This window comes from Methylobacterium sp. Leaf125, from assembly GCF_001423085.1.
In the GTDB taxonomy this organism is placed as follows: Bacteria; Pseudomonadota; Alphaproteobacteria; order Rhizobiales; family Beijerinckiaceae; genus Methylobacterium.
Window position 1 is genome coordinate 38,920 of the sequence record NZ_LMNU01000004.1, and the last position, 19,788, is coordinate 58,707.

The window sequence follows — 19,788 nt, forward strand, 5'->3', positions numbered from 1 at the left end:
GCCTCCACCCTGTCCCTGAGCGCCGGCCTCTGGTTCGTCGGCTCGGGCGTGCTCGCCTCCCTGGCCGGCGGCCTCATCGCCGGACGCCTCTCGGGCAAGCCCGTCACCGGCGCGGCCGGCCTGCACGGCCTGGTCTCCTGGGCGGTGACCACCCTGGTGGTGCTCTACCTCCTGACCTCGGCCGCCGGCGGCCTGATCGGCGGCGCCGTCTCGGGCGTGACCAGCACGCTGGGCGGGGCCGGCTCGCTGGTGGGCGGCACGGTGCAGACCGCCGCGCAGGCGRCCGCGCCCTCGCTCTCCAAGATCAGCAACCCCCTCGACGGCATCGAGCAGTCGGTGCGCAACCAGGCGGCCGGCCAGGACCCGCAGGCGGCCAAGGACGCGGCCCGGGGATCCGGCCCAGAAGGCCCAGGCCGAGACCCGCGCGGCCGACGCGCTGGCCAAGGCCCAGGGCATCCCGGTCGAGCAGGCCAAGGCGCAGATCCAGGACTACCGCAAGCAGTACGACGAGACCGTGGCCGCCGCGAAGGTGAAGGCCGAGGCCGCCGCCGTGGCCGCCAAGTCCGCCGCCACCCAGGGCGCCTTCTACGGCGCGCTCGCCCTGATCCTGGGCGCGCTCGCCGGCTTCCTCGGCGGCCGCCTCGGCGCTCCCAAGCGCCTTACCCTCGCCGACGGCACCGACGCCCGCCGCGTCTGAAGCGAATGGGGCTGACCCTGGAGGTCGGCCCCGCACGCCTCCCATCGAGCGACCCCGTCAGGCTTGCACCGAGCCACGGAGCCTCCGACCGCCGATGCGAACCGCCAGCGCCCTCGGGTCTGTGCGACAAGCAGGCCGAACGCCGACGCATCGTTGCTGACCTACAGGCCGCCGGCGCCGCCTGCGCCGCCACCGGCACTGCCCGTGCCGTTCGCCCGCGAAGGCTGACCGGCGTTCCCGCCCGCGGCGGAGTTCGACGTGGTGGTATCGGCCCCGGTCGCGCCGCGCGACAGGGTCCGCCCGCGACGGCCGCCCGTGGTATTCTGACTGCTGGACATCGCGATGCCGCGCTTCTTGTGCCGGGCCCGCGCGTCGGCGGTCGTGCTCATCTGCACCAGCACGAGGGATGACAGGGCCAGGGCGCAGGTCGAGAGCGTGAGCGTTTTCATGGTCACTCCTGTTGCTGACTGCGATAACTCAGGATCACCGTCCGGTTTCCCTGCGGGCGCGTCGCGGCCTGGATTGGACAGCAAGGATCGGGATGCGGCAGCGGTCATTTCAATCCAGGACAGGCCGAGGCGCGGCCGTGACAGGCGGCGACCGGCCCTGGACGACGGAGGACGTTTCCCCATGCAGAGCGCAGACCCCCAACGGGTCAGGGACGACTCGATCACCCTCGACGAGGAGGCGCAGCGCTGGGCCGCGGTGACCGCCCGGGACGCTCGGGCCGACGGCGCCTTCGTCTACGCCGTTCGCACCACCGGGGTGTATTGCCGCCCCAGTTGTCCCTCCCGGGCGGCCAACCCGAAGAACGTCAGCTTCCACGCCACCTGCGATGCGGCCGAGGCTGCAGGCTTCCGCCCGTGCCGGCGCTGTCGGCCGAACGACGTGGCCGCGGCCGAACGGCACGCCGCGGTGATCGTCCGGGCGTGCCGCCGCATCGACGCGGCCGAGACCATGCCGACCCTCGAGGACCTCGCGGCGACCGCGGGCATGAGCACCTTCCACTTCCACCGCGTCTTCCGGCGGATCACCGGCATCACACCGAAGGCCTACGCGGCAGCCAAGCTGGCGGAGCGAATCGCGCAGCGCCTGCCCCAGGCCGGGACGGTGACCGAAGCGGCCTTCGCAGCCGGCTTCAACGCCTCGAGCCGCTTCTATGCGCAGGGGCCGGCTCGGCTCGGGATGAGCCCATCGGCCTATCGCGCCGGCGGCACCGGTACGGCGATCCGCTTCGCGGTGGCCGCGTCCTCCCTCGGCGCGCTGCTCGTCGCGGCGACCGCCCGGGGCCTCTGCGCCATCCTCCTGGGCGACGATCCCGACGCCCTGGTCCGCGATCTCCAGGACCGCTTCCCCAGGGCCGACTTGGCGCCCGGCGACCCCGCCTTCGACGCGTGGGTGGCGGCGGTCGTCGGCTTCATCGAGACGCCGGGCCGCGGGCTCGACTTGCCGCTCGACATCGGCGGCACCGTCTTCCAACAGCGGGTCTGGGCCGCCCTGCGTGCCGTCCCCATCGGCACCACGACGACCTATGGCGCGATCGCCCGGGCCATCGGCGCCCCGACGTCCATGCGGGCCGTGGCCCAGGCCTGCGGCGCCAACCGGCTGGCGGTCGCCATCCCGTGCCACCGGGTGGTCCGCTCGGACGGGTCGCTTTCCGGCTACCGATGGGGCGTCGAGCGCAAACGCCTGCTGCTCGACCGCGAGGCCGACGCGCGATGAGGGCCGCGCAGCGCCCCCGACCGTCCGACGTGGTATGCGCGCCACAGGTCACGACCACAGGATGTCCGACCCGTCGCGTACCCCGGTGTCACAGGGTACACGTCGTGCCGGTACGTTCGGGCACACGACACGCCTGATGGGGCGTGCCGGTTCGCATCCGTCCGGACCGGCCCCCATGCGGCGTGATCCGCCTCCACTCCCGTGGTCGAAACCGGCATGGCCGCTGCTCCCCGCTCTCGCCGTTCCCAGGCCGTCGCGTCCCGAAGTGCGGGCTCTCGGACCGGAGCCGTTCGGTTCGCCTGCTTCGTCGTCCTCCTCGCCGCGACCGACGCGCGACCCGAGGATGCGGCGGGGATCGTCCTGGAGGAACTCTCGGTCTCGGCCGAGGGCCGCCCGGCACCGGCCGCGGTGCCCTTCGGCGTCTCGGCACCTCCCGGTTCGAGCCCGAGCCTGATCGAACAACCCCTGGGCGCCACCGCGGCGCGCGTCGGACGCACCGACACGATCGAGAACCGGCCAGCCACCAGCATCGGATCGGTGCTGCTGGACAGTCCCGGCGTCACCGTGCGCCAGGGCAATGGCGGGCGCGACGTGGTGATCTCCATCCGGGGCAACAATGCCCGCTCCACCGGCGTCATCCGAAACATGGTCGTGCTGGAGGACGGCTTCCTCCTGACCCAGCCGGACGGCGCCTCGCGCTTCGACCTCGTCGATCCCCGCGCCTACAGCCGCATCGACGTGTTCCGTGGCCCGCAATCGGCGCTGTTCGGCAACTACGCCACCGGCGGCGCACTCGCGTTCCGCACCCGGTCGGGCCGCGAGATCGGCGGCTTCGAGATCGGCACCGATGCGGGCAGCTTCGGCTACCTCAGCAATTCTTTCACGGTCGGCGGCGTCAGCGGCCCCGTCGCGATCAGCCTGTTCGCCAGCGACGTCCGCGCCGGCGGCTACCAGGATCACAGCGCCTACGACACGCAGACGATCAACCTACTGGCGAGCTACACCCCAACACCGGACAACCGCTTCACCCTGAAGCTGATCAACAACCAGCTGCAGGCGGACCTGCCGGCGCGCGCCTCCCTCGAGCAGTACCGGATCAACCCCGATCAGCGCGGCTGTGCCCGGGCGGCGACGGCCGCGCCCGGCTGCACCCTGACCACCCTGTTCGCCAACGGCGCGTTCGGCCGGACGGTGGGCGTCACCGCGGCCGAGGGCGGGTTCGGACGCGACGACCGGCGCACCGTCGTGGCCCTGCGCTGGGAGCACGACCTCGACGCGCAGACGACCTGGCGCACTCAGCTCGGCTTCGACGAGCGCAACTTCGACCAGCCGTTCTACACCTCCGCGTTCCGCGGCAGCTACCCGTCCCTGACCTTCCTCACCGACCTCACCCGGCGCTACGACCTGATGGGCCTGCCGGCCGTGGGCTACGTGGCCTTCACCTCCGAGATCCTCGACAACCACGTGACGACGTTCAACCGGGCGCCGGGGGCGGGGCGACCGGCCCTGGGCGCCCTGATCGGAGATCTGCGCGGCGACCAGACAAATCTCGGCGGGCGCGCCCGCACGGAGGTGGCACTCTCCGAGCACTGGACCGGGCTCCTCGGGATCAGCGCGACGAACACGAGCATCACCGGCCGCAACATCGCCTACGGCTATTCCGATGCCGGACGGACCGTCTCGGTGGTCGATGCCGCGCGCAGCTTCCTCAACGTGGCGCCGGAACTCGCGCTGGTCTATCGGCCCCAGGACGCCTGGAGCTTCCGGGGCCGCGTCGCCACCGGCTACGCCACGCCGACGGGCAGCAACCTGTTCGTCACCAGCGCGGGATTACCGGGCAACAACACGCAGCTCCAGGCGCAGGAAAACCTCGGTTTCGACCTCGGCGTCGACTGGACGCCGGTGGAATCCCTGCGGATCAGCCTGACGGGCTTCTACGAGTTCTTCCGCAACGAACTCCTGTCGCAATCACCGGGCGGGGGCCGCCTGAGCTACTTCGTCAATGCCCCGGCCTCGGAGCACCGCGGCGTCGAACTCGGCGGCGAATGGGCCTTCGCGCCGGGCTGGCGCGGAACGCTGGCCTACAGCTTCGACGACCAGATCTACACCCGGTTCACCGAGCAGCTGAGTGCCGGGGCCTTCAGCGCGCGCTTCGACCGGGCGGGCCAGTCCATTCCCGGCGTCCCCGCGCATCAACTGCTGGCGCGGGTCGGCTACGACCAGGTCGGCGGCCCCCTCAACGGGCTCGGCGCCTTCCTGGAGACCGTGGTCCAGGACGGCGTCCTCATCGACAACGGCAACCGCCTGCGGATACCCGGCTACGCCGTCCTCAACGCGAATATCCACTACGCCACCGAACTGTCCACCGGCTACGCCAAGCGCCTCAGCCTGTACCTGGAGGTCCGCAATCTGCTGGATACCACCTACATCGCCTCGGCCCTGAACCTGACGAGCACCCTCAGCCGGACCACCGGCCTGGAGAACGGGGCCGCCACCCTGGCGGGGACGGCCGGATCGATCCTTGCGGGAGCGCCACGCAACGTCGTCGGAGGGCTCAAGCTCTCGTTTTAACGATCGGCGCTCTGGTGGGCTGCGGGTCCGGAAGGCATTCCCGACGCATTGCCCACAAATTAGGCACGCAGCGTAGACCGTTCGAACGGCGTCAAGATTTCCGCATGTCTTCGAGGCAGCGATTGGCCGTGTGCGCGGCTGCCGGGACAGCATCGACGCTTTCCGCGCCAGTGCGGCCCACCACCCGGATCATGGGCGCTCAGAACTGATCGGGGCGCGGGTTTGTTCCGGGCGCCCGACAGCAGCGCAGCGGTTTGGCCGATGGATTGCATTCACGGTCTCGTCATACCGTCTGCAGCCCAGGGAAACCCGTCCGCGCATGTTTGCTTCCGTCTCCCGTTGGTCGAAGTCCCGTCTTCTGGCCGCCACCCTGCTGTCCGGGGCCCTGATGCCCACCGCCTTCGCGCAGGGCGTCCTCAAGATCGGCATGACGGCCTCCGACATCCCGCTCACCACGGGCCAGGCCGACAATGGCGGCGAGGGCATGCGGTTCACGGGCTACACGGTCTATGACGGGCTCATCAATTGGGACCTCTCCTCCGCCACCAAGCCCTCCGTGCTGGTGCCGGGCCTCGCCACGAGCTGGGCCGTCGATCCGGCCGACAACACCAAGTGGACCTTCAAGCTGCGCGAGGGCGTGACCTTCCATGACGGCTCGCCCTTCACCGCCGAGTCGGTGGTGTGGAACCTCGACAAGCTCCTGAAGACCGACGCGCCGCAATTCGACCCGCGGCAGTCGGCCCAGGGACGCTCGCGCATCCCGGCGGTGGCCAGCTACCGTGCCATCGACCCGACCACCCTCGAGGTCGTTACCAAGAACCCCGACGCGACGCTGCCCTACCAGATCGCCTGGATCATGATCTCGTCGCCGGCCCAGTGGGAGAAGGTCGGCAAGAGCTGGGACGCCTTCGCCAAGAATCCGGCCGGCACCGGCCCGTGGAAGCTCACCCTGTTCGCCCCGCGCGAGCGCGCCGAGATGGTTCCGAACAAGGAGTACTGGGACAAGGCCCGGGTGCCGAAGCTCGACAAGCTCGTGCTCGTGCCGCTGCCCGAGGCCAATGCCCGCGTGGCCGCTCTGCGCTCGGGCCAGGTCGACTGGATCGAGGCGCCCCCGCCGGATGCCGTCGCGTCCCTGAAGGCCGCCGGTTTCGGCATCGTCACCAACGCCTACCCGCACAACTGGACCTGGCACCTGTCCCGCGTCGAGGGCTCGCCCTGGAACGACATCCGCGTGCGCAAGGCGGCCAATCTCGCGGTGGACCGCGAGGGCATGAAGGAGTTGCTCAACGGTCTGATGATTCCGGCCCAGGGCTTCATGCCGCCGGGCTCGGCCTGGTTCGGCCATCCCACCTTCAAGCCGACCTACGATCCGGAGGCCGCCAAGAAGCTCCTGGCCGAGGCCGGCTACGGCCCGAACAAGCCCATCGTCACCAAGATCCTGATCGCGCCGTCGGGCTCGGGCCAGATGCAGCCCCTGCCGATGAACGAATTCATCCAGCAGAACCTCGCGGATGTCGGCATCAAGGTCGAGTTCGAGGTGGTCGAGTGGAACACGCTCATCAACCTGTGGCGCGCGGGCGCCAAGTCCGACATGTCGCGCAAGGCGACGGGGATGAACTTCTCCTACTTCATCCAGGACCCCTTCACGGGCTTCATCCGCCACCTCCAGTGCAACCTCGCGGCACCCAACGGCACCAACTGGGGCCATTACTGCGACCCCGAGATGGACAAGCTCTTCGATCAGGTCCGCACCACCTTCGACCCGGCCGAGCAGACCAAGGTCCTGGAGAAGGTGCACGAGAAGTACGTCAACGACGCCCTGTTCCTGATGGTGGCCCACGACACCAACCCGCGCGCCCTGAGCCCCAAGGTGAAGGGCTTCGTGCAGGCGCAGAACTGGTTCCAGGACTTCTCGCCGATCTCGATGGGCAAGTGATCGGATGACCAGGAGAGTCACGCGGCAGACCCCGCCCAATGCTGCGGGGGAGGGTGCCTGCGGAGCCGGCGGGAGAGGCGATCGCGACCGGCCCCGGTTCGGTGGTGCTCCCCTCTCGCGGGACGTCGTCCGGGCACGACCCGCGCTCCTGCGAGGCCGATCCTTCGCCGTAGGGCGGGAAGGGACGATCCGAAAGTCGGTGCCATGCTGAAGTTCATCCTCCAGCGCCTGCTGACCGTGACCCCAGTGGCGCTCGGCGTGAGCATCGTCTGCTTCATGCTGGTCCACCTTGCCCCCGGCGACCCCTTGAGCGCCGTACTCCCGGTGGACGCGACGCAAGAGACCATCGACGCCATGCGGGCGGCCTATGGCTACGACAAGCCGCTGCCCGTCCAATACGTGATCTGGCTCTGGCACGTGATCCAGGGCGATCTCGGGACCTCCATCGCCACCGGCCGCCCCGTGGTGCAGGAGGTCGGTCGGGCGGTGGTGAACAGCCTGATCCTCGCCTTCGTCGCGACGCTGATCGGCTTCACGTTCGGCTGCCTGTTCGGCTTCGTGGCCGGCTACTTCCGCAACTCGATCCTGGATCGGCTCGCCTCGGCGGTCTCGGTCTTCGGGGTGAGCGTGCCACATTACTGGCTCGGCATGGTGCTGGTCATCGTGTTCTCGGCCCAGCTCGGCTGGCTGCCGCCCACCGGGGCGGGGCCCGACGGCTCGGGCAATTGGCGGCCCGACTTCGACCACCTGCGCTACATCATCCTGCCGGCGCTCACGATGTCGGTGATCCCCATGGGCGTCATCGCCCGCACCATCCGGGCGCTGGTGGGCGACATCCTCGCGCAGGACTTCGTCGGGGCGCTGCGGGCCAAGGGCATGAGCGAATTCGGCGTGTTCAAGCACGTCGTCAAGAACGCAGCCCCGACGGCACTGGCCATCATGGGCCTGCAGCTCGGCTACCTGCTCGGCGGCTCGATCCTGATCGAGACGGTGTTCGCCTGGCCCGGCACCGGCTTCCTCCTCAACGCCGCGATCTTCCAGCGCGACCTGCCCCTGCTGCAGGGCTCGATCCTCGTCCTGGCGATGTTCTTCGTCGCCCTCAACCTCATCGTCGACGTCGTGCAGACGGCGCTCGACCCGCGCATCGAGAGGGGCTGATGGCACTCGCGACCCAGTCCGCCGCGCCGATCCTCGACATTGCCGGGGGCGCTGCCCCCGCGCCGGCGGCGCCCGACGCCTTCGTGCCCTCGCGGGGGTTCTGGGGTCAGGTCGGCCACAAGCTCCTGCGCGATCCGGTGGCGATGGCCGCCGCCTGCATCATCCTCGCCATCGTGGCGGTGGCGCTGCTCTCGCCCTGGATCACCCCGATGGACCCCTATCGCGGCTCGATGCTGCGACGCCTGAAGCCCATCGGCGATGCGACCTACATCCTGGGCTCGGACGAGCTCGGCCGCGATATGCTGAGCCGCCTGATGCTGGGCGGACGCCTGTCCCTCTTCATCGGCGTCACCCCCGTCATCCTCGCCTTCGTGATCGGGTCCGGCATCGGCATCCTGGCCGGCTATGTCGGGGGCTGGGTCAACACCGTGCTGATGCGCACGGTGGACGTCTTCTTCGCATTCCCCTCGGTGCTGCTCGCCATCGCGCTCTCGGGCGCCCTCGGCGCGGGCATCTTCAACTCCATCGTCTCCCTCACCTGCGTGTTCGTGCCCCAGATCGCCCGCGTGGCCGAGAGCGTGACCACCCAGATCCGCGCCCGTGACTACGTCGACGCCGCGCGCCTCTCGGGTGCCTCGACCCTGACGATCCTGCGGGTGCAGGTGCTCGGCAACGTGCTCGGGCCGATCTTCGTCTACGCCACCAGCCTCATCAGCGTGTCGATGATCCTGGCCTCGGGCCTGTCCTTCCTCGGCCTCGGCGTGAAGCCGCCGGAGCCCGAATGGGGCCTGATGCTGAACACCCTGCGCACGGCGATCTACGTGAACCCGATGGTCGCAGCCCTGCCGGGGCTCGCCATCTTCATCGTCTCGATCTCGTTCAACCTGTTCTCCGACGGCCTGCGGTCCGCCATGGAGGTGAAGGCATGAGTACGCCCATCGGCCTCGCCACCGTGCCGCTCGCCCGCGATCGGGGTGGCCCGGCCCAGCCCCTCCTCACCGTCGAGCGCCTCGTGAAGCACTTCCCCGTCAAGAAGGGCTTGGGCGGCGCACGCGCCGTGGTGCGAGCGGTGGACGGCGTCGACTTCGAGATCCTGAAGGGGGAGACCCTCGGCGTGGTCGGCGAGTCGGGTTGCGGCAAGTCCACCACCGCCCGGCTCATCATGGGCCTGATCCGCTACGATTCCGGCGACCTGCTGTTCGACGGCGAGCGCATCGGCAGCCGGGCATTGCCCCTGCGGGACTTCCGGGCCCAGGCCCAGATGGTGTTCCAGGACAGCTACTCCTCCCTCAACCCGCGCATGACCATCGAGGGCTCCATCGCCTTCGGGCCGCAGGTGCACGGGGTGCCCAAGCGGCAGGCCATCGAGCGCGCTCGCAGCCTGCTCGCCCGGGTGGGGCTGGAGCCGGCACGCTTCGCCGCGCGCTACCCGCACGAGCTCTCCGGCGGCCAGCGCCAGCGGGTGAACATCGCCCGGGCGCTCGCGCTCGAACCCCGCCTCGTGGTGCTCGACGAGGCGGTCTCGGCCCTCGACAAGTCGGTGGAGGCGCAGGTGCTGAACCTGCTCATGGACCTCAAGCAGGAGTTCAACCTCACCTACCTGTTCATCAGCCACGACCTCAACGTGGTGCGCTTCATCTGCGACCGCGTGGCGGTGATGTATCTCGGCCAGGTGGTGGAGATCGGTCCCGCCGACACCGTGCTGGCCGCCCCGGCCCATCCCTACACGACCGCGCTGCTGTCCTCGATGCCCTCGATGAACCCGGATGCGCGGACCGAGGTCGCGCCCCTGGCGGGCGACCCGCCGAACCCCATCAACCCGCCGGCCGGCTGTCGCTTCCATCCCCGCTGTACCCTCGTCGAAGAGGTCTGCCGCGGCACGGTCCCGCCCCTCGAGGCCCTCGATGCACGCCACCGGGTCGCCTGCCTCGCCCGCCAGCCCGGCTCGGGCCATTCCCTCGCGCCCAGCCTGACGGTGGCCGCATGAGCGCGCCCGCATCCGAGCCGGCGGTCGCCATCCGCGGCCTGACGGTGGTCTTCGGCGGCGTGGTCGAGGCCGTCGACGGGGTGGACCTCACCCTGGAGCGGGGCCAGGCCGTGGCGCTGATCGGCGAATCCGGCTCCGGCAAGAGCGTCACCTTGCGGGCGATCATGCGCCTGAACCCGGAGCGCCGGACGCGGATCGGCGGCACGATCCGGGTCGGGGGCACGGACGTGATTTCGATGTCGCCCAAAGCCCTGCGGGCCCTGCGCGGCCGGGCGGTGGCGATGATCTTCCAGGAGCCGCTGCTGGCCCTCGATCCCGTCTACACGGTGGGCCAGCAGATCACCGAGGCGATCCGCCAGCATGAGCGGATCAGTGCCGGGGCGGCCCGCCAGCGCGCCCTGGCCTTGTTCGAGCGGGTCCGCATCCCGAGTCCCGAGCGGCGCCTCGATGCCTATCCGCACGAGATGTCGGGGGGCATGCGCCAGCGCGCCATGATCGCCCTGGCGCTCGCCTGCCGGCCGCAGGTGCTGCTCGCCGACGAGCCGACCACGGCGCTCGACGCCACCGTGCAGATCCAGATCCTTCTGCTCCTGCGCGAGTTGCAGGCGGAACTCGGCCTCTCCACCATCTTCGTCACCCACGACCTCGGCGCCGCCGTGGAGGTCGCCGACCGGATCGCGGTGATGTATGCCGGCCGCATCGTCGAGGAGGGCTCCGCCCGCGACGTGGTGCTGAACCCGCACCACCCCTACACGATCGGCCTCCTGCGCAGCCGCGCCGACGGCGCCCTCGCCAAGGGCACGCGCCTGAAGACGATTCCCGGCAGCCCGCCCGACCTCGCCAACCGCCCGCCGGGCTGCCCCTTCGCCCCGCGCTGCTTCCTCGCCGAGGAACGCTGCCGGGTCGAGGCGCCGCCCGCCGTGGCGGTGCAGCCCGGCCACCGGGCCGCCTGCTGGCGCACGGACGCAGCCCACGCGGCGTTTCAGGGGGACCGGGCGCCGGTGCTGGCGGACGCCGCGGTGTGAGGACGCATTCCCTCCCTCGGCGAACGGGGAGGGAGCTTGCGGAGCGAGGCGGGAGGGGGGACGACTTGTCCGGACATGGCGCGCGCCCCATCCGACCCGCAGGCGCGGGCCGCCGTTTCCCGCGAAAGGGCGAGGAACGCGACGACGCGGTTCAGCCCAATCGCAGGCCCGCCTTCGCCTTTCGCCTTTGCAGGTACAGGCTCGTCCCCAACGCCAGCCCGATCACCGCCAGCGACATGCCGGTGGTGAGGGTGCCCAGCGCGTAGATCTCCGGCGTCGTGACGGTGGTGGTCAGGCCCTGCAGCTCCAGCGGCAGGGTGTTGCGGCCGCCGATGGCCTGGCTGGTGCGGGCGAGTTCGTCGAAGGACAGGGTGAAGCCGAAGAGGGCAACGCCGACCAGGGAGGGGCCGAGGATCGGCACCACCACGTGACGCAGGGTCTGGGCCCCGGTGGCGCCGAGGTCGCGCGCGGCCTCCTCGTAGGCCGGGTCGAACCGGTTGAAGACCGCGAACATGATCAGGAGGCCGAAGGGCAGGGTCCAGGTCAGGTGGGCACCCAGCGCCGAGGTGTAGAGCCCCATCAGGGTGCCGTGCTCCTGCAGCCAGCCCCATCCGGTCTCGGCCGCAGCCCATTTCACCGCCTCGTCGAGGAGGCGGAATTCCAACCCGATGCCGAGCGAGACCACGATCGAGGGAACGATCAGGCTCGCGACCGCGATCGTGAACAGCGCACGCTCACCGCGGAACCGCTTGCGGAAGGCGAGGCCCGCGAAGAACGCGATGACGACGGTGAGCAGCATCACCACGAGGCCGAGGCGCAGGGAGCGCCAGAGCGCGCCCCAGATGTCGACGATCCCGAGGCCGGCCCAGAGCTTGCCGAACCAGTGCGTCGAGACCCCGTTCATCGGGAAGGTGAGGCCGCCCTGCGGACCCTGGAAGCTGAGGACGAGGATCGTCAGCGTCGGCCCGTACAGGAAAACGACGAAGAGAGCGAAGAACGCCGCCAGAGCGTAGAACGCCGGGGAGCGGGGGCGGTCGCTCACGTCTAGAGCTCCTTGCGCAGGTCGATGAGCCGGGTCATGGCCACGATCATCAGCATCACGGCGCCCAGCAGAACCACCGCGTTGGCAGCGGCCGCCGGCAGCTGCAGGGCCGACATCTGGACCTGTATGACCTTGCCGACCGAGGCGATCTGCTGGCCGCCCATGACGCCGACGGTGACGAAGTCGCCCATCACCAGGGTCACCACGAAGATCGACCCGATGGCGATGCCCGGCTTGGCCAGCGGCACCACCACGTTCCAGAGGGTCTGCCAGCCGGTGGCGCCGGAATCATAGGCCGCCTCGATCAGCGACCGGTCGATGCGCGCCATGCTGTTGAAGATCGGCACGATCATGAAGACCGTGTTGAGGTGCACGAAGGCGAGCACCACCGAGAAGTCGGAGTAGAGCAGGCCCTCGATCGGCGACTTGATCAGTCCCATCCTCATCAGCGTGTCGTTGACGAGGCCGTTGCGGCCGAGCAGCGGGATCCAGGAAATCATTCGGATCACGTTGGAGGTCCAGAACGGGATCGTGCAGACGAGGAACAACGCCATCTGCAGGGTGCGCGAGCGGACGTGGAAGGCGACGAAATACGCGACCGTGAAGCCGATCACGAGGGTGCAGGCCCAGGTCAATGCGCAGAACTTGAGGGTCGAGAGATAGGTCCGGACAGTCGTGCAGGCATCCGACGTGTTGAGGCACCCCTCGAAGACGTCGACGTAGTTCTGCACCGTGAAGGCGGGGATGATTTCGTACTCGTTGTACTCCCAGAAGCTGACGATCAGGGTGAGCGCGAGGGGCACCACGAAGAACACGAGGAAGACGAGCGCCATCGGCGCGACCTGGAGATAGGCCAGCGCGCGGTGACGGCGGATTTTCGTCGTGAGGCTGGCGGCGGGGGCCTTGGCGGGCGCCGCCTCCGTCACGGCAGCCGGCAGGGCGATGTCGGTCATGGCTCAACCCCTCGTGACAGGCGAAACCCTTCCCCCCGCTGCCGGGGAGAAGGTCGCATCGTCGCCCCACTCAGGCGGCGATGAACTCGTTCCACTTGCGGACCATGTAGGTGTTCTCGTCCATCACGGCGTTCCAGCAGGCGACGCTGCCCATGCGGGTCTCGAAGGAGCCGCCGTCGCGGGTGGCGCCGGCCTTCTCCAGCACACTGCCGTCCGGCCCCTTGATGTCCTTCTCGGCGGGCTTGCCCTCCATCCAGTAGGCCCACTCGTAGGGCTCCATATGGGCCTTGGCCGTCTCCAGCACGGCCGAGTAGTAACCCTGCCGGTTGAGGTAGGCGCCGGCCCAGCCGGAGAGGAACCAGTTGATGAAGTCGTAGGCCGCGTCGAGCTTGCGGCCCGTCAGGGTCTTGGGCAGGCCGAAGCCGGTGGCCCAGGCGCGGTAGCCCTCTTTGAGGGGCTGGTAGGTGCAGGCCACGCCCTGGCTGCGGACCTTGGTGACGGCGGGCGACCACATCGACTGGATCACGGTCTCGCCCGACGCCATCAGGTTCACGGATTCGTTGAAGTCCTGCCAGAAGGCGCGGAACTGGCCGGCACGCTTGGCCTCGATCAGCAGCTTGATGGTGCGATCGATCTCGGCCTTCGTCATGTTGCCCTTGTCGGGATAGGTGTAGTCGCCCGTGGCCTCGATCACCATGGCGGCATCCATGATGCCGATGGAGGGGATGTTGAGGATCGAGGCCTTTCCCTTGAATTCGGGATTCAGGAGTTCCTTCCAGCTGGAGATCGGGCGCTTGATCAGGTCCGGGCGGATGCCGAGCGTATCGGCGTTGTAGGTGGTCGGGATCAGGGTGATCCACTCGGTGGCCATGCCTGCGAAGGTCTTCGCGTTTTGCCCCTCGAGATAGAAGACTTTCTTGGGCGCAGTCCCCTGGTCGCCGATCTTCTTGCCCCCGACCTCGCCCTTGGTGAAGACCGGGGTGATGTTATCGGCCTGCTTGATCCGACGGGCATCCATGCCCTGGATGTTGCCCGACGGGATGAGCTTCTTCAGGCTGAAGAACTCGGTGTCGAGGAGGTCGAAGGAATTCGGCTGCGTCACCACGCGCTTCGTCACCTCGTCGGTGACGACGGGGATGTACTCGATGGTGATCCCGAGATCCTCCTTCACCTTGCGGGCGATGTCGCCGGATTGGTTCACGGCGGTGCCGAGGTAGCGCAGGGTCACGGGCTCGGCGGCGATCACGTTGGGAAAGCCGGTGATCGGGCCGGCGCCGAGCGCCAGTCCGGTGGCACCCGCGCCCTGGAGCAGGGTGCGGCGGCTCAGCTTGATCGTGGTCGTCATGCAGGGTCCTCTGAGGAAACGAAGGCGGGTCACGCGTCGGGCGCGGGGGCTCAGGCGCGGGGGCTCAGGCGATGGGCGGCGTCGGCGTCCCAGCCAAGGGGCACGGTCTGGCCCAGGGCGAGGGGATCACCGGCATAGGCGCGGTCGTCGATCAACGCTGTGAGGGCGGTGGCGGTCCCACCCGGCCCCTCCGCCTCGAACCCCACATGCACGCTGGTGCCCTGGTACTCCACCGAGACGACGCGGGCCGGCACCGCCCCCGGGCCGGCCTGAGCGCCGAGGCGCATCCGGTCGGCGCGCACCGCCACCTCGGTCGCGTCGGGCAGGCGGATGATGTTGTGACCGCCGATGAAGCGGGCGACGAAGGCGGTGGCCGGGCGTTCGAACACGGTGCGGGGGTCGGACGCCTGCTCGATGCGACCGCCGTTCATCACCACCACGAGGTCGGAGAGCGCCATCGCCTCCTCCTGGCTGTGGGTGACGTGGATGAAGGTGATGCCGAGTTCGGCCTGGAGCCGCTTCAGCTCGGTCCGCATCCGCACCCGCAGGAACGGATCGAGGGCCGAGAGCGGCTCGTCGAGGAGCAGCACCTTGGGTCCGGTGACCAGCGCGCGGGCGAGCGCCACGCGCTGCTGCTGGCCACCGGAGAGTTGCGCCGGCAAGCGTTCCGCCAGATGGGCCATCTGCACGAGGTCGAGCATCGCCAGCGCCTTGGCGCGGCGCTCGGCCTTCGCGAGGCCCCGCATCTTCAGGCTGAAGGCGACGTTGTCGCGGCAGTTCAGGTGGGGAAACAGGGCGTAGCTCTGGAACATCATCGCCGTGCCGCGCTCGGCCGGCGTGGCATCCCCCACGGAGCGCGGACCGATGACCACGTCGCCGCCGGAGACCGTTTCGTGGCCACCGATCATCCGCAGGGTCGTGGTCTTCCCGCAACCCGAGGGGCCGAGCAGGCAGCAATAGGCACCCGAGCGAACCTTCAGGTCGATGCCGTCCACGGCGGTCGTGTGGCCGTAGCGCTTGGTCAGGCGGATCAGCTCGACGTCCATGCGGTTTCTCCCCACCCGATCCCCAGCAAGGGATGGGCCAGACGGTCCCCGTTTCGCGCCCGAAAACGCCCCCGATCGTCGGCAGCCGGGCTTGCCCGCGCCGTCCGGAGGCGGCCGGCGGGATCAGGCGGCAGGACCCGGCACCGGCGTCCGGTCGAGGACCTGTCCGTGCCCGGGCGCCCCGGTCACCCGCCCATCCTCGGCCACGACCTCTCCGCGTGCGAGGGTCATCACCGGCCAGCCCGTCACGGAAAACCCCTCCCAGGGGGTGTAGTCCGCCCCGTGGTGCAGGTTGGCCTGCCGGATCGTCTCGCGGCGGTTCGGGTCCCACAGCGTCAGGTCGGCGTCGAAGCCGATCCCGATCGAGCCTTTGCGCGGGTAGAGGCCGTAGAGCTTGGCGTGGTTGGTGGCGGTGAGTTCCACGAAGCGATTGAGGGAGATGCGCCCCGCCGAGACGCCCTCGGAGAACAGGATCGGCAGACGGGTCTCGATGCCCGGAATCCCGTTGGGCACCCAGCGGAAGGAGGTCCGGCCCTTCGGGTTCAGCTTGCCGGCGGGATCGTCGTAGCGGAAGGGGCAATGGTCGGAGGAGACCACGTCGAACAACCCGGTCTGAATCCCGCGCCAGATCGCGGCTTGGTTGGAGGCCTCGCGCGGTGGTGGCGAGCAGACGTATTTCGCCCCCGCCATCGGGTCGTCGGAGCCGAGGCCCTTCATGTGGTCGGCGGTCAGGGTCAGGTATTGCGGGCAGGTCTCGGCATGGATCTTCAGGCCGCGCTCCCGGCCCCAAGCGATCTGCTCCATGGCCTGCTCGCCCGAGACGTGGACGATGACGATCGGCAGGTCGACGAGTTCGGCGTGGCTGATGGCCCGGTGCGCCGCCTCGCGCTCGACCACCTGCGGTCGGGACAGAGCATGGCCGAAGGGGCGGGTTTCCCCGGCCTTCTCCAGCCGCTCGGTCATGTACCGGATGGCATCGTAACCCTCCGCATGGACCATGACCCGCGCGCCTTCCCGCCGCGCCAGGTCGAACACGTCGAGGATCTGGCGGTCGTTCAGGACGAGATCATCGTAGGTCATGAATACCTTGAACGAGGTGTAGCCCTCCGCGATCAGCGCCGGCAGTTCCTGGCCGAGCACCGCCGGCGTCGGGTCCGAGACGATGAGGTGGATAGCCACGTCGATGTGGCACTGCCCGTCCGCCAGCGCCCGGTAGGCGTGGGTCGCCGTGCGGAGCGACGCGCCGCGGGGCTGGAGCGCGAACGGCATCACGCAGGTATTGCCGCCCGCCGCCGCCGCGCGGGTGGCCGAGGCGAAGTCGTCCGCCATGACGATGCCGGGCCCGGAATCCTGGGCGATGTGGACATGGCTGTCGATGCCCCCGGGCAGGACGAGGAGGCCGGAGGCGTCGATCCTGCGGGCCGCATCGGCGATCCGCTCGCCGATCGCCGCGATGCGACCGCCGCGAATGCCGACATCGGCGGCAAACGTGTCGGTGGCGGTGACCAGGGTGCCGCCGCGGATGGCGAGGTCGAAGTCGGGCATGCCCTCAGTCCCTCACGCGGGCGATGATCGCCACCGGGCCGCCGCCGTCCGGTCCCTGGTGCTCGGCGCCGCCCGAGACGAAGAGGTCCGTGCGCCCGATCGCGGCGGCAGCCACCCCACCCTCGAGGGCGCGGGCATGCCGGGTGGCGTTGATGTCGCTGTCGTCGTTCATGATGTGGCGTCGGCCCCGGATCAGCCCGTCATGCGACGGCTCGGCCTTGGCGAGCAGGGCGACCACGCGCTCCGACTCCCCGGGGGCCAACTGGCCCGAAGGGGAAAACCCGAGATCCGCCAGGACACCCTGGATCGCTCCGAAATCGATGCCGTCGCGCATGACGCGGTGGGCGATGGCGTGGGGGCCTGACCAGCCACGGGCATTGCCGAGGACGATGATCTCGTTGCGCATCAGCTCGATGCCCGCGGAAGCACTGGCGCGGCCGGAATAGAGTTCGCGCCGCGTGCCGATGGCGGCCTCCGAGAGGTCCTCGCCCGAGACCTCGCCCAGGGCCAGGGCGATGCCCAGCGCCGAGGCCCCGCGCGACAGGCCCATGGACGCGTAGGTGTCGTGGGTCGCCACGCCCTGTCCGCGTCCGGCGGCCTCCTGGATCCGCGCGCTGGTGAGGAGCGGGCATTTCACCTGCACGAAGTGGACGTCCTCGGGATCGTCGATTCCGGCCAGCGCCATGGCCTCGCTCACGGCCGCGGCCGTCGCCCGTACCTGCGCCATCCGGCCGATTGCCTCCGGCTGGAACTCAGCGGTGAAGGCAGTGCCGATCGCCAGTGCCGACACACCTTCGGCCTCGGGCGCATCGCGGCGCGCCAGCACGAGGAGGTGTGGGGAGAGGCCGCCCTCGGTGCCGCCGGACATGACCAGGGCGACCCGCGCGCCAACCGCCTCGGGGCGGCAGCCCATTGCACCGGCGAGGGCGGTCTCCAGGGCCGTCACGGCGAGCTGGCGGGTGAAATCGTTGACGCACCCATTGCCCTCGGTCTTGCCGAAGATCGCCACGATCTCGTCCGCCGCCACGGCACCGGTGGTGACGAGCTCCATCACCCCCGAGACGTCGGCGGGATGCCGGGTCGGCACGCGGAAGACGAGGCATTCGGGCATGGCGTGTTCGCGACTGGATGAGAGGACAATCCAAGCTAAGCCGAGCGTCCGACCTGCGCGAGTGCTGGTTTGCGTACGCCGCGCTCCCGAACCGGCAACGGCCTCGATGGCCCCGGCGGTACGGCTCTTGCCGGGCCTCGGGCGACAGGGCGGCCGATCTCGGACCTCCCGGGTTTGAAGCTGCACGATTTGTGGCTTTCTGCTCCCGATGATGGCGCTCAATTGTCCGATCTGACCAAGCGGGCGGCAGGCGCAGCATCGATCGACAGCGATGACCGATCTGTGGGTTTTGTTGGCATTGCTTTTGCCATGTCGGGTTTCGCGAGGCCCTGACTGCGCCCGGCGGCGGACTCGGCCTCCTGCCGGCATTTCTGAGGAGCACGAACGCATGACACACCCGACGATCAGCCGGCGCGGCGCGCTCAAACTCGGAACGGCCGCCGCAGCGGGCGCCCTCGCGACGCCGTTCCTCGGCCGCCGCGGCCTCGCCGCCGAGGAACCGATCAAGCTCGGGAGCCTCCTCGACGGCAGCGGCGCACTCGGCCTCGAGGGCAAGCGGATGATCGAGACCACCGAGTACGCGGTGGAGCTGCTCAACAAGGCCGGCGGCCTTCTCGGTCGGCCGATCAAGATCATCGCCTACGACACCCAGTCGAGCATGCAGCTCTACACGCAGTACGCCCAGCAGCTCGCGCTGAAAGAGAAGGTCGACGTCATCCAGGGCGGCATCACTTCAGCCTCGCGCGAGGCGATCCGGCCAATCTTCGGTCGGTCCAAGACCCTGTACTTCTACAACACCCAGTACGAGGGCGGCGTCTGCGACCGCAATGTATTCTGCACGGGCACGACACCAGCCCAGACCGTGAACCACATCGTCGATTATGCCCTGAAGACCTGGGGCAAGAAGGCGTACATCGTCGCGGCGGATTACAATTACGGCCACATCACCGCGAGCTGGATGACGAAGTTCATGAAGGAGGGCGGCGGCTCGGTCGCCGGCACCGACTTCTTCCCCCTCGACGTGACCAATTTTTCCTCCGCGATCAGCCGGATCCAGCAGGCCCAGCCCGACCTGGTGCTCTCGGCCCTGGTCGGCGCCAACCATTCCGGCTTCTATCGCCAGTGGGATGCCGCCGGCATGAAGGGCCGGATCCCCCTGGGCTCCTCGGTCTTCGGGCTGGGCGACGAGCTCACCACCATGGACGCCTCGACCACGAACGGCATCGTCACCTGCTACGGCTGGTACAACGACCTGCCCGACGCCCGCAGCGTCGAATTCGTGAAGGGGATGCAGGCCAAGTTCGGCGCCGACGTCACCGACCTCAGCGAACTCGACACCGCCACCTACGACGGCATCATGCTCTGGGCCGAGGGGGTGAAGAAGGCCGGCTCTCTCGACCGCGACAAGGTCATCGCCGCCCTGGAATCCGGCATCTCCTACGAAGGGCCGACCGGCAAGGTGACCATGGACGGGGCGACCCACCACACCACCCGCAGCACCTATCTCGCCCGGCCCAAGGACAAGAAGTGGGAGATCCTGGCGAGCTTCCCCGACCAGTTCCCCGCCGATACCGCGGGCGCCTGCGACCTGCTGAAGAACCCGAAGACCAACAAGCAGTTCACCCCCGACCTGAAGGGTTGAGGCGGAGC

16 protein-coding genes and 1 pseudogene are annotated in these 19,788 nt (G+C 69.4%); 10 read left to right on the top strand and 7 right to left on the bottom strand.

Annotated features, from left to right (window positions below; all coding sequences use genetic code 11):
- Nucleotides 1–697, top strand: a pseudogene (locus tag ASF58_RS07295) (PhnA-like protein); the annotation flags it as partial.
- A gap of 161 nt (nt 698–858) precedes the next feature.
- Here ASF58_RS07295 and ASF58_RS07300 read toward each other — a convergent pair.
- Nucleotides 859–1,146: a hypothetical protein gene (locus ASF58_RS07300; protein ID WP_055949687.1), complete on the bottom strand. Its 288-nt coding sequence runs from the start codon at nt 1,144–1,146 to the stop codon at nt 859–861.
- 181 nt (nt 1,147–1,327) lie between these two features.
- On the opposite strand from ASF58_RS07300, the gene ada reads away from it, so the two are divergent.
- The 7 genes from ada (at nt 1,328) to ASF58_RS07335 (ending at nt 11,096) form a co-directional block, all read left to right on the top strand.
- Entirely contained in the window at nt 1,328–2,419 is a 1,092-nt protein-coding gene (ada, locus tag ASF58_RS07305) for a bifunctional DNA-binding transcriptional regulator/O6-methylguanine-DNA methyltransferase Ada (protein WP_082512896.1), read from the top strand.
- Nucleotides 2,420–2,635: 216 nt separating this feature from the next.
- The gene (locus ASF58_RS07310) at nt 2,636–4,990 is read left to right on the top strand and encodes a TonB-dependent receptor (protein ID WP_055949690.1); all 2,355 of its coding nucleotides are present in this window, start codon (nt 2,636–2,638) and stop codon (nt 4,988–4,990) included.
- A 388-nt stretch (nt 4,991–5,378) separates the two neighbouring features.
- On the top strand, nt 5,379–6,926 hold the full coding sequence (locus ASF58_RS07315; protein WP_156375588.1) for an ABC transporter substrate-binding protein: 1,548 nt from the start codon (nt 5,379–5,381) through the stop codon (nt 6,924–6,926).
- A 204-nt stretch (nt 6,927–7,130) separates the two neighbouring features.
- Nucleotides 7,131–8,084 carry an ABC transporter permease gene (locus ASF58_RS07320; protein ID WP_055949695.1) on the top strand — a complete coding sequence of 318 codons (954 nt, stop codon included), beginning with the start codon at nt 7,131–7,133 and terminating at the stop codon, nt 8,082–8,084.
- Nucleotides 8,084–9,013, top strand: coding sequence for an ABC transporter permease (locus ASF58_RS07325; RefSeq protein WP_055949698.1), 930 nt, complete (start codon nt 8,084–8,086; stop codon nt 9,011–9,013). Before ASF58_RS07320 ends, ASF58_RS07325 begins: the two co-directional genes overlap by 1 nt.
- Nucleotides 9,010–10,071, top strand: coding sequence for an ABC transporter ATP-binding protein (locus tag ASF58_RS07330; RefSeq protein WP_055949701.1), 1,062 nt, complete (start codon nt 9,010–9,012; stop codon nt 10,069–10,071). Before ASF58_RS07325 ends, ASF58_RS07330 begins: the two co-directional genes overlap by 4 nt.
- Nucleotides 10,068–11,096 (top strand): ABC transporter ATP-binding protein, encoded by a 1,029-nt coding sequence (locus tag ASF58_RS07335; RefSeq protein WP_055949703.1) that lies wholly within the window; start codon nt 10,068–10,070, stop codon nt 11,094–11,096. The genes ASF58_RS07330 and ASF58_RS07335 overlap by 4 nt, the downstream gene beginning before the upstream one ends.
- Before the next feature lie 151 nt (nt 11,097–11,247).
- Here ASF58_RS07335 and ASF58_RS07340 read toward each other — a convergent pair whose 3' ends face one another.
- From ASF58_RS07340 to ASF58_RS07365, 6 genes are all read right to left on the bottom strand, one after another.
- Entirely contained in the window at nt 11,248–12,138 is an 891-nt protein-coding gene (locus ASF58_RS07340; protein ID WP_055949705.1) for an ABC transporter permease, read from the bottom strand.
- A 2-nt stretch (nt 12,139–12,140) separates the two neighbouring features.
- The gene (locus ASF58_RS07345) at nt 12,141–13,091 is read right to left on the bottom strand and encodes an ABC transporter permease (RefSeq protein ID WP_082512897.1); all 951 of its coding nucleotides are present in this window, start codon (nt 13,089–13,091) and stop codon (nt 12,141–12,143) included.
- Between the two features lie 70 nt (nt 13,092–13,161).
- Nucleotides 13,162–14,436 (bottom strand): extracellular solute-binding protein, encoded by a 1,275-nt coding sequence (locus ASF58_RS07350; protein WP_055949708.1) that lies wholly within the window; start codon nt 14,434–14,436, stop codon nt 13,162–13,164.
- A gap of 50 nt (nt 14,437–14,486) precedes the next feature.
- Complete coding sequence (locus tag ASF58_RS07355) at nt 14,487–15,482, bottom strand: ABC transporter ATP-binding protein (RefSeq protein WP_055949711.1); 996 nt, start codon at nt 15,480–15,482, stop codon at nt 14,487–14,489.
- 123 nt (nt 15,483–15,605) lie between these two features.
- Entirely contained in the window at nt 15,606–17,027 is a 1,422-nt protein-coding gene (gene hydA, locus ASF58_RS07360; RefSeq protein WP_055949713.1) for a dihydropyrimidinase, read from the bottom strand.
- A 4-nt stretch (nt 17,028–17,031) separates the two neighbouring features.
- A complete protein-coding gene (locus tag ASF58_RS07365; RefSeq protein ID WP_055949716.1) occupies nt 17,032–18,138 on the bottom strand; it encodes a ring-opening amidohydrolase in 1,107 nt (368 codons plus the stop codon).
- A 174-nt stretch (nt 18,139–18,312) separates the two neighbouring features.
- Between ASF58_RS07365 and ASF58_RS25645 the strand changes: the two genes are divergently transcribed.
- Together ASF58_RS25645 and ASF58_RS07370 are read left to right on the top strand one after the other, a co-directional pair.
- Nucleotides 18,313–18,471, top strand: coding sequence for a hypothetical protein (locus tag ASF58_RS25645; RefSeq protein WP_156375573.1), 159 nt, complete (start codon nt 18,313–18,315; stop codon nt 18,469–18,471).
- A 55-nt stretch (nt 18,472–18,526) separates the two neighbouring features.
- Nucleotides 18,527–19,780, top strand: a complete 1,254-nt coding sequence (locus ASF58_RS07370) for an ABC transporter substrate-binding protein (protein ID WP_055949719.1) — start codon at nt 18,527–18,529, stop codon at nt 19,778–19,780.
- Nucleotides 19,781–19,788: the final 8 nt, after the last annotated feature.

What these genes read in the sequence shown, in the direction of transcription:
- ASF58_RS07300 (WP_055949687.1), bottom strand. Translation starts at nt 1,146, where the DNA reads ATGAAAACGCTCACGCTCTCGACCTGCGCCCTGGCCCTGTCATCCCTC.
- ASF58_RS07310 (WP_055949690.1), top strand. Translation starts at nt 2,636, where the DNA reads ATGGCCGCTGCTCCCCGCTCTCGCCGTTCCCAGGCCGTCGCGTCCCGA.
- ASF58_RS07355 (WP_055949711.1), bottom strand. Translation starts at nt 15,482, where the DNA reads ATGGACGTCGAGCTGATCCGCCTGACCAAGCGCTACGGCCACACGACC.
- ASF58_RS07350 (WP_055949708.1), bottom strand. Translation starts at nt 14,436, where the DNA reads ATGACGACCACGATCAAGCTGAGCCGCCGCACCCTGCTCCAGGGCGCG.
- ASF58_RS07320 (WP_055949695.1), top strand. Translation starts at nt 7,131, where the DNA reads ATGCTGAAGTTCATCCTCCAGCGCCTGCTGACCGTGACCCCAGTGGCG.
- ASF58_RS07335 (WP_055949703.1), top strand. Translation starts at nt 10,068, where the DNA reads ATGAGCGCGCCCGCATCCGAGCCGGCGGTCGCCATCCGCGGCCTGACG.
- ASF58_RS07330 (WP_055949701.1), top strand. Translation starts at nt 9,010, where the DNA reads ATGAGTACGCCCATCGGCCTCGCCACCGTGCCGCTCGCCCGCGATCGG.
- hydA (WP_055949713.1), bottom strand. Translation starts at nt 17,027, where the DNA reads ATGCCCGACTTCGACCTCGCCATCCGCGGCGGCACCCTGGTCACCGCC.
- ASF58_RS07365 (WP_055949716.1), bottom strand. Translation starts at nt 18,138, where the DNA reads ATGCCCGAATGCCTCGTCTTCCGCGTGCCGACCCGGCATCCCGCCGAC.
- ada (WP_082512896.1), top strand. Translation starts at nt 1,328, where the DNA reads ATGCAGAGCGCAGACCCCCAACGGGTCAGGGACGACTCGATCACCCTC.
- ASF58_RS07325 (WP_055949698.1), top strand. Translation starts at nt 8,084, where the DNA reads ATGGCACTCGCGACCCAGTCCGCCGCGCCGATCCTCGACATTGCCGGG.
- ASF58_RS07370 (WP_055949719.1), top strand. Translation starts at nt 18,527, where the DNA reads ATGACACACCCGACGATCAGCCGGCGCGGCGCGCTCAAACTCGGAACG.
- ASF58_RS07345 (WP_082512897.1), bottom strand. Translation starts at nt 13,091, where the DNA reads ATGACCGACATCGCCCTGCCGGCTGCCGTGACGGAGGCGGCGCCCGCC.
- ASF58_RS07315 (WP_156375588.1), top strand. Translation starts at nt 5,379, where the DNA reads ATGCCCACCGCCTTCGCGCAGGGCGTCCTCAAGATCGGCATGACGGCC.